Here is a 13895-nt window from a genome sequence, read left to right on the forward strand (position 1 = left end):
GTTATTCTATTTTAAGTTTATCTTCATATTTATAAACATAAAATATCTTGATTTTGTTCTTTATGGAAAGTAAATATTAAAAATAAATAATGGGAATAAAGTAGTAGGTATACCTTTTTTATTCCCACTATTTATTAAATGTCTATGATTTAAAGATTATTCTTTATTCAAAATATAATGTTCTGCAAGTTTACCGGTAACTTCTTTTTTATCTGCCATCAGTTTACTCAGATGGTTTTTGCCTACTTTATAGTACGATTCTTCTCCGCCTTCTTCTTTTAAAGTCAATATGTTATCTTTCAAGGTGTAGGTGCCTTTTTCGTCAAAAGAACTATCTCGGTCGATATAAACGGAATGGAGAGTAAATGTTTTGTCTTTATTTAAAATGAGAGTTATTTCGATACCGGGACAATCAGCTGCCGGAAAAACTCCTTTATAAGTACCTTCATAATCGAGGGATATTTCTGCATTGTGCGTATCGATTATTTTGGTAGAGGTACTATCAATTCTAGTGCCTTTATTAGCCTTTGAGCCGTTTCCACATGCTACAAGGAGCATACATGAACACGTTAAGATGAGAATCTTTGTCATGATTTTACTTTTTTAAATTTTATCAAATCTGCTTATTAGGGTATAAAGATATGAAATAATATTTAGTATATCTACCATGAAAATGAACTGCAACTTTATTTATGAATTAATAAACTTATTATCTTTGTGAAAAATTACAGTGAATATGACACAACATACTTATGACAATGAATCGGTTCAAGAATTAATAGGCTGGGCGAAAAAGATGCTTGAGACTAAAAATTATCCAACGGAGAAATATCAAATTAATAAATGTACGTCCATAATTAATGGAAAACTTTATTTAGAATCATTGATTGCAATGATCTCTAGAAATTGGGAGAATCCAACGTTTCATTCTACTATTGAACAACTGTGGGAATACAGAGAAAAGTGGGAGAGTAGAGAAGGATAGTAAATATAAAAGTGGAAATTAGAGAACTAAGTTCTTCATTTATTGATGATGCAAAATAATAGGAATTTAAAAAGAGTTATTCCGTATTTTGCATCATCAACTATTGTAATGACAACGTTATTAAAATGGAAACCATTTACTCTTTTTCTTTAGAGTTGTAAGCTTTTTTATGTCTGAATTATATATTTCTGCAAAAGTCTTTTTTTCTTTTATCATTTTATAAATCAATCCCCAATCGGGAAGCCCGCCAAGATTTCGATCATCAATAAATAAATCGGCTTTTAATTTTCGCGTGTAACTTTGGTGATCTTTTTGTTCTTCAGGATAATCTTTATTGACTGCGTAAAATTCCAATCCTCTGTTTTTACACCATTCTACTGCTTCATCTAATAATTTGCCTTCCCGCACACTCCACAAGATTAAACGATGTTGCTCTTGTTGCAATAATTTCAGAGTTTCAATAGCAAAGGGGATTTCTTTTCCAATACCAGGATATCGATGCCTTACAATTGTTCCGTCAAAATCAACCGCTATAACCATAACTTATGTTAGAATACGTAATTTGTAACAAAGATACAAACAGTATGCTAAAAAAATGTATCTTTGTCTCGAATTAACATTTTAATAAAATACATTTTACATGAACAATTCCCCTCAGCGTGCTGCCAAAGGTTTTACACGAGCTTTTTGGGTTAGCAACACAGTCGAACTGCTTGAACGTATGGCCTATTATGCCGTATTTATCGTTCTCACTATTTATTTATCCAATATTCTAGGTTTCAATGATTTTGAAGCAAGTATGATTTCCGGTCTTTTCTCTGGTGGATTGTATTTATTACCTATATTTTCAGGGGCTTATGCTGATAAGATTGGTTTCCGGAAATCAATGATCTTAGCTTTTACTTTGTTGTCTATTGCTTATTTAGGGTTAGGTGTCTTGCCTACATTTCTCGAAGCGACAGGATTAGTAAACTATGGTGAAACTGTTCAATTCAATGGTTTACCGGATAGCTATGCTCGGTGGATAATTATTCCTATTTTATTTATTCTGATGATCGGCGGGTCTTTTATTAAGTCCATTATTTCAGCGTCGGTAGCGAAAGAAACAACTGAAACAACACGTGCTCGTGGATATTCCATCTTTTATATGATGGTTAATGTGGGGGCTTTCACTGGTAAAACAATTATAGATCCTCTGAGAAATATGATTGGTGAACAAGCTTATATCTATATTAATTATTTCTCTGGGGCAATGACTATCATTGCTTTATTTGCTGTAATTCTTTTTTATAGATCGACTCATACAGCCGGTGAAGGAAAGAGCTTACATGAAATAGGACAGGGCTTTATGAGAATTGTAACGAATTGGCGTTTATTGGTTCTTATTCTGATAGTGACTGGTTTCTGGATGGTACAGCAGCAACTTTATGCAACAATGCCTAAGTATGTAATACGTATGGCTGGTGAAACAGCAAAACCAGGTTGGATTGCCAATGTAAATCCGTTTGTCGTGGTATGTTGTGTTAGCTTTATTACGCGCCTGATGGCAAAGCGCAGTGCAATAGCTTCTATAAATGTGGGAATGTTTTTGATCCCAGTTTCGGCTTTATTGATGGCTTGTGGTAATATTTTAGGATACGATATTATTTCCGGCATGAGCAACATTACTTTGATGATGGTAGCTGGTATTGTGGTACAAGCACTTGCCGAATGTTTCATATCACCGCGTTATCTGGAGTATTTCTCATTACAGGCACCCAAAGGAGAAGAGGGTATGTATTTAGGATTTAGTCATTTACACTCTTTTCTTTCATCTATTTTCGGTTTTGGATTGGCGGGAATCTTATTGACGAAGTATTGTCCGGATCCTGTGTTGTTTGAGACTCGAGGGGCATGGGAGGCGGCTAGCGCAAATGCTCATTATATTTGGTATTATTTTGCTGCAATTGGGTTGATTGCTGCTGTAGCTCTATTTTTATTCGCTAAAATAACCGAATCCATCGACAAAAAGAAGGAATCTTCTCGATAGTTATCTTCTTTTTTGCGTATATTTGCCGTCACTTTGCTGTAAAAGTGGCGGCATTTTGTTTTTTAATGAAGGAAGATAAAACATGAAAGTAAGATTTATAAGTCTGGCAAGTGGCAGTAGTGGGAACTGTTATTATCTAGGCACCGAAACCTCTGGAATATTAATAGATGCAGGAATTGGCATTCGCACTATAAAGAAAACGCTGAAGGACTTCAACATTTTGATGGATAGCATACGAGCTGTATTTGTCACGCATGATCATGCAGATCACATTAAAGCCGTAGGGCATCTGGGAGAGAAACTAAATATTCCTGTATATACAACAAAACGTGTTCATGAAGGTATTAACCGTAGTTATTGCATGACGGAAAAACTTACTACTTCGGCTCGTTATTTAGAGAAACAGGAGCCTATGCATCTAGATGATTTTAATATCGAATCTTTTGAAGTTCCTCATGATGGCACTGATAATGTTGGATATTGTATAGAGGTAGATGGAAAAGTATTCTCTTTTCTGACTGACCTTGGTGAAATTACTCCTATAGCAGCTCATTATATTTGTAAAGCCAATTATTTGATACTGGAAGCTAATTATGATGAGGAAATGCTTAAGATGGGACCTTATCCTCAATATTTGAAAGAAAGAATCACAAGTAAAACTGGACATATGAGTAATTCTGATACTGCTGAGTTCTTAGCAGAAAATATCACTGAACATTTGGAATATATCTGGTTATGCCATCTAAGTAAGGACAATAATCATCCGGAGTTGGCATACAAAACTGTAGAATGGAAATTAAAGAACAAAGGAGTTATTGTTGGCAAGGATGTGCAACTGCTTGCTTTAAAGCGAAATACGCCTTCTGAGCTTTATGTGTTCGAGTAACAACGAAAAAAGACAGTAAAAAAGCTGCATTATTGTTTGGATAAATGAAATAAAAGACCTACTTTTGCAACCGCAAATGAGGAAAAGGCACTCTTAGCTCAGTTGGTAGAGCAACTGACTCTTAATCAGTGGGTCCAGGGTTCGAATCCCTGAGGGTGTACAGATCTCAGTTGGCAATTATAATAATTTCGCACTCTTAGCTCAGTTGGTAGAGCAACTGACTCTTAATCAGTGGGTCCAGGGTTCGAATCCCTGAGGGTGTACGAAGACAATTAAGGAGAGCTTTTTAAGTTCTCCTTTTCTTTTTTTGTTACTTACTATTTTATTAGGGTCAGTCCGAAACCCCTGTGGGTATGTTAAATCTACACAGTTAGTTTGCATAATCTAAAAATAAAGAATGGTATATCTCCGACTCCCCTAAACTGTGCTCTGAACGCTTTAATTTTTGTATTGAATGATTCTGCAAATGCATTTGTTTCCCTGTTAACGAAATAGTTTAGTATTGTTTCATAATAGTTCTGCATGGTATTTGTTACGGTTCTGAAACATCGGTATCCAAGCTTTTCTATTTTATTGTACCACAAGGCAAGCTTTCCACGTGCCACATCTTTGTCATAGTGCTTATTATGGGTCAGTCCGATATTATCGTATTCTTTTTTTTAAGATTTAATTTATGTGCCTCGAGAGGAAATCATTTTTGAAAATATTTTTTAGTCTATTTATTATTGGATGTTTGGAATTTATGAAACTTCTTTAGAATAGCGCAAAAATTGAAGGACTGTAATTTAGGTATAACTACCTGTAATTGATATACAGTTTCTAATAAAAACTTCCTGTAATTTTGCAGTAAATAAGATGGGAGCAAAAGAGAAAGGAGATAAAAAGTTTTATTTGATTTTTATTAATAATGTAGATAATATGAAAACAAAGTTTGTAATTCTAATGATGATTCTAATGTCTATACTAGAGATGAATGAAATGTCCAGACAGCACAACCAACTGAAAGCAAAAAGGTATTGAGAGCTTTATTCACGTCGTGGAAATAATTATCGAAATGGATAGATTGAAGATTTAAAAGTGGACAATACAGAAATCGTTCATGGGAAAATTAAGGCATTGAGTTTTATATTGAAACGGTAAGATTCTATCTGACAAATTACCAGGAGACCCTCAAGTAGCTCAGAAAGAGCAAAAAGAGAATGCTCGTCCTGCTATCAAAGGAAAAATGGCGAATATGTCTGACTATGATGTGATTTATTTAGGTTATTCTAATTGGTAGGGTACAATACTCATGACAGTATTTAGATTTTTGGAATCTTGTGATCTTTCAGGTAAAAAGGAATTGTTCCCTTTTGTACGTATGTAGGTAGTGCAATGGAGCATAGCAAACAAGATATTAAAAAGATTTGCCCTGAAGCAATTGTACTGAAAGGACTTTCCATTCGTGGTAATAACGATGCAGATAAAGCTATTAAGAATTGGGTGAAAACTGTAAAATAAGAAATAAGAAAAGTACATGAAAAGGAATTTATTAATATTAGTATTATTGATGTTTAGATACATTCCTGTTTTTTCACAAGATACATTAAATTCTGAAACAGAGAAGAGTATGGATAGAATTGACTTTTGCAAGAAGGACTATACAACCTTATTTGGTGGAGAGGCTTTAACAGGACAGGGAACAGATCCTGAAATGATGGATATACTTCAGAAATTCATTTTTGGAGAAGTATTTCGTACAGGAAATCTGGATATGAAAACTAGAGAAATGATTACTTGTGTTACTCTTGCAACAATGCAAACTTTACCACAACTGAAATCTCATGCCAATGCTGCATTGAATATTGGCGTTACTCCAGTTGAACTTCGGGAAGTGATTTATTTGAGTGCTCCATTTATTGGATTTCCCAGAATGTTAAATGCATTAGGAACAATCAATGAGGTGTTTAAAGAACGTGGAATCTCTCTACCTTTGGAAAAGCAGGGTATTGTCACAGAAACAGACCGCCGTGAAAAAGGTAAAAAGATTCAAGACAAATTGTATGAAGGTGGTATCCATAGTGTGATGGAAGGTATTCCCGGAAATATGGGTAACGACGTGGAGCGTTTTCTCACCGAATATTGTTTTGGTGATATCTATACTCGTAACGGACTTGATCTAAAAACACGCGAATTGCTGACTTATTGTATATTGGCTACTTTAGGAGCGGAGAGTCAATTACATTCACATTTACAAGGGAACTTGATTGCGGGAAATACTCCGGAAACAATTGTTGCTTCAGTCATTCAGTGTCTACCATATATTGGTTTTCCTTCCGCCATCAAAGCACTTAAGATTATTAAGGAAGAAATTTCTGGAGGAAGAAAATAATAGTTTCAACCAGGTAAAGATCTTTTGGAGAAAGGTCTCGAATCATTTCAAGGCCTTTTTTCTTTGATTAATATTGTCAGCTGAAACAATAGGAATTGTATTTTTGATTATAATATCTATATCTTAAAGTAAGACTTATTCCTATACCATCATGATATAGTACGATAAATTGAATAAAATCAATAAAAAGATATATCTTATACTATTAACCTTATTATCTACAACACAAATATTTGTACACAAGAAGAGTTTATTACCTGCTTGTATGATTCTGAATTATACCTATTGCCATTTACAAAACACAAAAAGAGAATTCGAAAATGAAAGTCGTAATCTTTAATCATGGATACGATGGCAATAAGAACATTAAGTCGAATTAATTATGCGCATATCTAAAAAGCTTTCTAGCGTAAAAAGGCATATATGTTATTAGTATTCAGCACGAATTACCAGACAATCCTCTTTTGGCAAAGAATGAGGATTTACAAAGACACGTATGTCAAGATTGGAAGAGAGTAGAAGAGAATAATTATCTTTAATGGATATGTTTTCAGAAAGCTAAATAAGCGTGCCAAAATTTTTGTGGACATGGAAAAGCTTTGTTGTAGTCCGCTATTGATGATATAAGAGTACAGGGAAAGGACGGATTAGTTACAGTAGTAGGTATATCAGAATTTCATTTTATGAGTGATACTAAATGGATGCTTAAACAGGGATTTAAAACGGTTTGAGATACTTCCTAATAAATTTAGCCTTTTAATATTGTAAATTAATAATAATGCATCTGATCCTTCGCTCAGAAGATGTGTTTTTAGTGGTGAATGTCCAGAGAAAACAGGTTTAGTTGTCTACTGTACTAATCGTTGTCCATTTACGGAGTATCATGTTTGCAATTCATTGGTCAATATAGCTAAAAATAAACATATACCGCCGAAAGTAATTAAACTGGAGACTATGGAGCAAGCGCAGAATGTACCCTCCGGCCACTATATTTACTCTCCTCTATAATGGCAAATTTATAACTACCGGCTTGAGTGTATGTACCGATAAACGATTCAATAAAATTATGGGAGTGTAAGTCTCTCATTCTATTAAGGGGATTATAATTTTGATTAACGAAGAGAATTATAACTAAAAACGCTGTCCAAGCTAATAATAACTTCAAGACAGCGTTTTATTGTAAATGAATCTTTAACAGTTAAAACTTAAAAAAATTCTTCGCATTATTATAACTGATATCTTCAATCATCTGGTTCACTCGTTCCATTTCAGATGCAGGGATTTCTCCATTTTCTATGTCTCGTCCCACAAGATTACATAACGTACGGCGGAAATATTCATGACGCGGATAAGAAAGGAAAGAGCGAGAATCTGTGAGCATACCTACAAATCGACTTAAGAGACCTAATACAGAAAGGGTATTCATTTGTTTTTCCATACCATCTTTCTGATCTAGGAACCACCATCCGGAACCGAATTGAATTTTACCAGGAATAGAGCCATCCTGAAAATTACCAAGCATTGTTGCGATCATTTCATTGGCACAAGGATTCAAGTTATATAAAATAGTTTTTGTTAATTTACCATTAGAATTCAAACGGTCGAGGAATTTTGACATTGATTTGGCTGTTGTAAACTCACCGATGGAATCGAATCCAGTATCAGGACCTATCAATTTGAACATTTTGGTATTATTATTCCGTATAGCACCATAATGATATTGTTGTGTCCATCCTTTTTCCCAATCCATTTCTCCAAAAATAATTAGCATTGCTGATTTAAACTTCCGAATTTCTTCTTTTGAGAGCTCTACACCACCATATACTTTATTAAAGATAGCTTTGATTTCTGCATCAGTGTAATCTTCGGCATAGAACTCTTCAATTCCATGATCAGATAAACGGCAACCTTGTTCTGCAAAGAAGTCATGGCGTTTGTGAAGAGCAACAATCATGTCATCAAAATTGGAGATACTAATATTGCTTACAGCTGAAAGCTTCTCTACATACAAACGAAAGTCGGCAGGGACTTCAATAGCCATTGCTTTATCAGGACGCCATGTAGGTAACATTTTGATTTCAAATCCACTCTCACGTGTTTTAATATGATATTCCAACGAATCGATCGGATCATCAGTAGTGCATACTACTTCAACATGGTACCGACGCATCATTCCTCGAGCTGAATATTTTGGTTGGGCTAATTTCTCATTACATTCATCGTAGATTTCACGCGCAGTTTTGGAATTTAATATTTTGTTGATTCCAAAAGCTGTTTTTAATTCCAGATGAGTCCAGTGATATAAAGGATTGCGGAATGTATAAGGAACTGTTTCGGCCCACTTTTCAAATTTTTCCCAATCTGTGGTATCTTTACCTGTACAAAAGCGTTCGTCTATACCATTAGTACGCATCGCACGCCATTTATAGTGGTCGCCACCTAACCATATTTCAGTAAGTGACTTAAATTGATAATCGTCAGCTACCATTTGAGGACTTAAGTGGCAGTGATAGTCAATAATTGGCATTTTAGCCGCGTGTTCGTGATATAGCTTCTGCGCAGTTTCTGTTTGCAACAGAAAGTTTTCATCCATGAAGTTTTTCATTTTACAGTGTTTTTAGTATATATAATTCTTACTTTTGGGGTTTATACTTATATAGTATTGATAATAAAGATGATATGAGTGTGAAAATGATTTATATTAATCAATCGTTATCGAACACAAAAATAAAATATTTACTTATAGCAACAAAATAATTCATATGTTTGAGATGATTATTTATAATATTTAAGTTTTAGATTATGGAGGACTAAAGCTATAACATTAGGATATGGTTTCTATGTTTCCGCAGAGAAGGAGAGTCTTAGATGAAAACTATTATCTATCTGATGTATTTGCTAAAAATGAAAAGACAATACCATATTTAAGTGATCAATGAAGGGCTTTTAAAAGAAGAAGGTACAGTTCTATCGTAATATTTGATATTTATCTAGTTTGCTTGGTTGAACAGAGAACTATAATGTATTTTCTTTATTTCTCTGGTGATATCAAATAACTATAGTTTAGAGTCTAATTGCTTCCTCATAAATAACTTATAGTTTTCTCGTGCGTGAAGCGAAGTTATGAAACTCTCAAGATAGATTAATCTGATTTTGTATTAAACTAAATAATAAGAAGAAATACATAAGATTTTTTGCATAATTTACACTTTACTCTGCTGTATGTAGTATAAAGGTAGTAGCTCCAATAGTAACAATAGCCCCATCTTCAATACGAATCTGGTCCCTATCTCCTAATATCTCATTCATAAGAAAAGTGCCAGTGAGACTAGGAGCGTCTCTTAATGTGTAAATCAACTTTCCTTGTTTATTACGTTTTATATTAATAATACAATGACGACGATCCATACTCATATCACCGCTTTCTATTGGAGTATTAATAACTGTACCTATGCAACGACGACCAATAACATTGTCACCCTCTTGTAAGGGAAGGACTTGTTTATATCCAAATACATTTTCGATAATTGTGATATACCCAAATTCCTCTTTGAGAGCTTCTTCTGCTGCTTCCAGATTTTCTTCTTTACGAATAGCTTTTATTTTGCTCTTTCCAAGTCGAATACTAAATTGTTTACCACAATGTTCACATTCGAATACGAGTGATTGACCTTCACTGTATTTGGTTTCATTAAAATATAGATAATTTTCGCATTTGGGACAAAGAACTCTCTTCATGTTTTTAAAAGGGGATTTTTATTTTGCCAATAACCAGGCGCTTTTATAAATTTCATTTTTTCTTAATTCCAATAATTGTTTGGTTGCTTCTTCGCGATTATTGAATGAGCGTATACTTACACGTACTTTTCCGCCATTATTTAAAACCATAGCTTCGGCAAATCCTTTAGTCTGTAATTGGTTAGTTATTGTTTCTGCATCTTTCTGACTGATTCCTCCTGCCACAATTATATGGAAAGGATTATTGGCTTGAGGATGAGATACTTTTACTACAGGAACTTCCGATTTGGCAACCTTTACTTCTTTTACAACAACCGGTTTTGTTATTTGTCTTTTATTAGCTACAACCTTTTTAGATTGGGAAGCAATCGTTTTTTGAGACTTCTGTTGAGCTGTTTTGGGGTGTACTTGAACAGGAGTCATTGCTACTGATTGGTTCTCAAATTGCTCAAATAATTCGGTAGGAAGAAGCTGAGCATAATTATTCTTTTGAATATATGTATTCTCTATAGGAGTTGAGAAAGCAAAGAACAATACGATAGCAGCAATCATAGCTGCAACATTACGTATTAAGGTACGGTTAATGCTGATCTCATAAGTCTTCTTCTTTGGGGATAAATTAGCTGGTACTAACACTCTCTCTCTTTGTTGCAGTACAGAAAGCTCTTGCATCTCAAAAGTGTCGAGCCCGTAAAGAGAAGGAGTCGTAATTTTATAATCATAAGGTACGAACTCAAAATTACCATAAATATTATAATGAATTTCGCCAATATTATCTAGATGTACCTTTCCTTCTTCATGAAGAAGTCCGATCAATTCAGCCACTTCCTTTTCTACTAATCGGGTAGCATCGGAGAAACTGGTATCATGCACTGACATATAGGATTGAACCAATATCCCGTCATTTAATCTCAATTGCGGATTAAAACCGACGATACGGGTAGGAGGTAAAAAAAGATTTTCTTCTTTTATATATGAAGCGGGTGCATAGTGAGATACGAAACCGCCAAAATTGGGAACGATTACACAATCGTTTTCTAATAAGAGTGATTCTATATGTTGTGCTAATTCAATCATGTGTGCAAAATTAAGAGATAAATTGCATATATCCCAGAAAACTGCGAAAAATTCACTACTTTTGCATCGTTTTATTTATTACTATTAGCAATGAACTATATACAAACAGAAATAGACGGAGTCTGGTTGATAGAACCAAAGGTTTTCTCCGATGAAAGGGGATATTTTATGGAAGCATTCAAACAAGATGAGTTTGAAGCAAACATTGGTCCAGTGAATTTTATACAGGATAATGAATCAAAATCTTCATTCGGAGTATTGAGAGGACTACATTATCAAAAAGGAGAATATAGTCAATCAAAATTAGTACGTGTTATCAAGGGAAAAGTAGTAGATGTTGCAGTTGATTTACGTCAGTCATCGACTACATTTGGAAAGTATATCAGCGTATTGCTTAGCGAAGAAAACAAAAGGCAGTTTTTCATACCTCGTGGATTTGCACATGGTTTTGCTGTGTTGAGTGAGGAAGCTATTTTCACGTATAAGGTAGATAATAAATATGCCCCTCAGGCAGAAGCGTCTATTATATATGATGATGAAACATTAGGAATAGATTGGCCGTTGGCGAAGTCTCAAATGCTACTGTCTCCCAAAGATAAGCAGGGAATAGCATTTAAAGATGCTGTATATTTTGAATAAAGTTCTAGCAAATAGTAGATATGAAAATAGCAATTGTAGGAACCGGATACGTTGGGTTAGTAACAGGAACGTGTTTCGCTGAAATCGGTGTGGATGTAACATGTGTAGATACTAACAACGATAAAATAGAATCTTTAAAGAAGGGAATTATTCCTATCTATGAAAATGGATTGGAAGAAATGGTACTTCGAAATATAAAAGCGAAACGTCTGAAGTTTACAACCTCATTGGAAAGTTGTTTGAATGATGTAGAAGTTATATTTAGTGCTGTAGGAACTCCTCCGGATGAAGATGGGAGTGCTGACCTCAGTTATGTGTTGGAAGTGGCACGTACAATTGGGCGAAATATGAACCAATATAAGTTGATAGTAACTAAAAGTACGGTTCCGGTAGGTACTGCCCGTAAAGTTCGTGCCGTTATTCAGGAAGAGCTAGATAAGAGAGGCTTGAATATTACATTTGATGTCGCTTCCAATCCCGAATTTCTGAAAGAGGGAAATGCAATCAGCGATTTTATGAGCCGGATCGTGTAGTGGTTGGAGTGGAATCAGAGCGTGCCGAAAAACTGATGTCTAAGTTATATAAGCCGTTTTTGCTTAATAATTTCAGAGTTATTTTTATGGATATTCCTTCCGCTGAGATGACTAAGTATGCTGCGAATTCAATGTTGGCAACCCGTATTAGCTTTATGAACGATATTGCTAATCTCTGTGAATTGGTTGGAGCTGATGTCAATATGGTTCGGAGCGGTATTGGTTCTGATACCCGTATAGGACGTAAATTCTTGTATCCGGGTATTGGATATGGGGGATCTTGTTTTCCTAAAGATGTAAAAGCTTTAATAAAGACAGCTGAGCAGAATGGATATACAATGCGTGTGCTTAGTGCTGTAGAGGAAGTAAATGAACTACAGAAAGGTGCCTTATTTGATAAATTGGTGAAGCAATTTAATGGTAATATAGAAGGCAAAAACATTGCTTTATGGGGATTAGCATTTAAACCGGAGACTGATGATATGCGGGAAGCTCCATCGTTAGTGCTAATTGATAAGTTATTGGAGGCAGGTTGTCATGTCCGGGTATATGATCCAGCTTCAATGGAGGAATGTAAACGGCGAATAGGAGATATTGTTTATTATGCATGTGATATGTACGATGCCGTACTTGATGCTGATGTTTTGATGTTGGTGACAGAATGGAAAGAATTTCGTTTACCTTCGTGGGCCGTTATTAAGAAAACAATGGCTCAGCAGATTGTATTAGATGGTCGTAACATTTATGACAAAAAAGAAATGGAAGAATTTGGATTTATTTATTCATGCATTGGAAAATGAAATAAATAAAGTATCTTTCGTGCAAAAATTAGACAAATGACAAAGTATGTAGCGATATCGTTTATAGCGATTTTGCTTTCGGCATGTAGCAGCAGTAGCAAAAAGTCGGAATTTTCTCAACAAAAAGAAGATTTAAATGCCAAAGAATTACTGCAAGGTATCTGGGTAGATGATGAATCAGAAGAACCGCTGATGTATGTAAAAGGAGATACAATTTATTACTCTGATGCGCAAAGTGCTCCAATTACATTTAAAATTATCCAAGATACTCTTTATACGTATGGTAATGATACTACTTGTTATAAAATAGATAAGCAGTCAGAATATATTTTCTGGTTTCATTCTATGGTAGATAATACGATTAGACTACGTAAATCAGAGGATGACATTGATTCTTTATCTTTCGTAAATCGGTCTACAGTGATTCCAATTTATACAGAAGTAACGAAACGAGATAGTGTTGTGAATTACGATGGTATTCGTTATCGTGCTTATGTGTATATTAATCCTTCACAGATGAAAGTGATGAAAACTACTTATTCAGTGGATGGATTGAGTATGGATAATGTATATTATGATAATGTAATGCACATTTGTGTCTATGAAGGAAAGAAAAGCCTATTTGCAAGTGATATAACCAAGCAAATGTTTGACAATGTGGTTCCTGCAGATTATTTGAAACAATCAATTTTATCTGATATGCATTTTATAAAAGTAGATCGAAATGGTTTCCATTATCAGGCTGCTTTATCCATTCCGGAAAGTGTGATTTATAATATGGTGAACTTAATTGTTAGTTTTGATGGTAAGTTGACTATATCTTCGGTTAAGTAAGTT

General features: G+C 34.5%; 13 protein-coding genes, 2 tRNA genes and 3 pseudogenes. 12 read left to right on the forward strand and 6 right to left on the reverse strand.

The genetic code is table 11. The features are described from left to right. Window positions 1-156 precede the first annotated feature (156 nt). Entirely contained in the window at window positions 157-591 is a 435-nt protein-coding gene (locus JCM17102_RS12095) for a copper resistance protein NlpE (protein ID WP_025075318.1), read from the reverse strand. Between the two features lie 145 nt (window positions 592-736). Between JCM17102_RS12095 and JCM17102_RS12100 the strand changes: the two genes are divergently transcribed. After that, the gene (locus JCM17102_RS12100; RefSeq protein WP_025075319.1) at window positions 737-985 is read left to right on the forward strand and encodes a DUF6965 family protein; all 249 of its coding nucleotides are present in this window, start codon (window positions 737-739) and stop codon (window positions 983-985) included. A 120-nt stretch (window positions 986-1105) separates the two neighbouring features. On the opposite strand, the gene JCM17102_RS12105 is transcribed toward JCM17102_RS12100, so the two are convergent. Further along, the gene (locus JCM17102_RS12105) at window positions 1106-1525 is read right to left on the reverse strand and encodes a BT0820 family HAD-type phosphatase (RefSeq protein ID WP_025075320.1); all 420 of its coding nucleotides are present in this window, start codon (window positions 1523-1525) and stop codon (window positions 1106-1108) included. Window positions 1526-1625: 100 nt separating this feature from the next. Between JCM17102_RS12105 and JCM17102_RS12110 the strand changes: the two genes are divergently transcribed. The 4 genes from JCM17102_RS12110 to JCM17102_RS12125 all read left to right on the forward strand — a co-directional run bounded on the left by JCM17102_RS12110 (window position 1626) and on the right by JCM17102_RS12125 (window position 4163). Further along, window positions 1626-3014, forward strand: coding sequence for a peptide MFS transporter (locus tag JCM17102_RS12110; RefSeq protein WP_025075321.1), 1389 nt, complete (start codon window positions 1626-1628; stop codon window positions 3012-3014). 82 nt (window positions 3015-3096) lie between these two features. Then, window positions 3097-3900, forward strand: coding sequence for an MBL fold metallo-hydrolase (locus JCM17102_RS12115; RefSeq protein WP_025075322.1), 804 nt, complete (start codon window positions 3097-3099; stop codon window positions 3898-3900). A gap of 87 nt (window positions 3901-3987) precedes the next feature. After that, a tRNA-Lys gene (locus JCM17102_RS12120) sits at window positions 3988-4060 on the forward strand. A 30-nt stretch (window positions 4061-4090) separates the two neighbouring features. Then, window positions 4091-4163, forward strand: a tRNA-Lys gene (locus JCM17102_RS12125). Window positions 4164-4262: 99 nt separating this feature from the next. Here JCM17102_RS12125 and JCM17102_RS29715 read toward each other — a convergent pair. Further along, window positions 4263-4541, reverse strand: a complete 279-nt coding sequence (locus JCM17102_RS29715) for a transposase (protein WP_073350077.1) — start codon at window positions 4539-4541, stop codon at window positions 4263-4265. 500 nt (window positions 4542-5041) lie between these two features. Between JCM17102_RS29715 and JCM17102_RS32465 the strand changes: the two genes are divergently transcribed. From JCM17102_RS32465 to JCM17102_RS29720, 4 genes and pseudogenes are all read left to right on the forward strand, one after another. Beyond that, window positions 5042-5179, forward strand: coding sequence for a flavodoxin (locus JCM17102_RS32465; RefSeq protein ID WP_373278888.1), 138 nt, complete (start codon window positions 5042-5044; stop codon window positions 5177-5179). A 62-nt stretch (window positions 5180-5241) separates the two neighbouring features. Beyond that, a complete protein-coding gene (locus JCM17102_RS31695) occupies window positions 5242-5400 on the forward strand; it encodes a flavodoxin (RefSeq protein WP_373278889.1) in 159 nt (52 codons plus the stop codon). Window positions 5401-5416: 16 nt separating this feature from the next. Beyond that, window positions 5417-6247: pseudogene (locus JCM17102_RS12140) on the forward strand (carboxymuconolactone decarboxylase family protein); the annotation flags it as partial. 605 nt (window positions 6248-6852) lie between these two features. Next, window positions 6853-7349, forward strand: a pseudogene (locus JCM17102_RS29720) (YoaP domain-containing protein); the annotation flags it as partial. A gap of 120 nt (window positions 7350-7469) precedes the next feature. Here the strand turns inward: JCM17102_RS29720 and uxaC are convergent. From uxaC to JCM17102_RS12155, 3 genes are all read right to left on the reverse strand, one after another. Further along, entirely contained in the window at window positions 7470-8876 is a 1407-nt protein-coding gene (gene uxaC, locus JCM17102_RS12145; protein WP_025075324.1) for a glucuronate isomerase, read from the reverse strand. A gap of 605 nt (window positions 8877-9481) precedes the next feature. Continuing rightward, window positions 9482-10009, reverse strand: coding sequence for an FHA domain-containing protein (locus JCM17102_RS12150; protein WP_025075325.1), 528 nt, complete (start codon window positions 10007-10009; stop codon window positions 9482-9484). Between the two features lie 18 nt (window positions 10010-10027). Further along, window positions 10028-11086, reverse strand: coding sequence for an HU domain-containing protein (locus tag JCM17102_RS12155; protein ID WP_025075326.1), 1059 nt, complete (start codon window positions 11084-11086; stop codon window positions 10028-10030). A 90-nt stretch (window positions 11087-11176) separates the two neighbouring features. Here JCM17102_RS12155 and rfbC point away from each other — a divergent pair, with 90 nt between their 5' ends. The 3 genes and pseudogenes from rfbC to JCM17102_RS12170 all read left to right on the forward strand — a co-directional run bounded on the left by rfbC (window position 11177) and on the right by JCM17102_RS12170 (window position 13892). Continuing rightward, entirely contained in the window at window positions 11177-11725 is a 549-nt protein-coding gene (gene rfbC, locus JCM17102_RS12160; RefSeq protein ID WP_025075327.1) for a dTDP-4-dehydrorhamnose 3,5-epimerase, read from the forward strand. Window positions 11726-11745: 20 nt separating this feature from the next. Beyond that, window positions 11746-13058 (forward strand): annotated as a pseudogene (locus JCM17102_RS27435) (UDP-glucose dehydrogenase family protein). 36 nt (window positions 13059-13094) lie between these two features. Continuing rightward, window positions 13095-13892, forward strand: coding sequence for a DUF4738 domain-containing protein (locus tag JCM17102_RS12170; protein ID WP_025075328.1), 798 nt, complete (start codon window positions 13095-13097; stop codon window positions 13890-13892). Window positions 13893-13895 lie beyond the last annotated feature (3 nt).

The organism is Bacteroides faecichinchillae JCM 17102 (genome assembly GCF_000614145.1).
In the GTDB taxonomy this organism is placed as follows: Bacteria; Bacteroidota; Bacteroidia; order Bacteroidales; family Bacteroidaceae; genus Bacteroides; species Bacteroides faecichinchillae.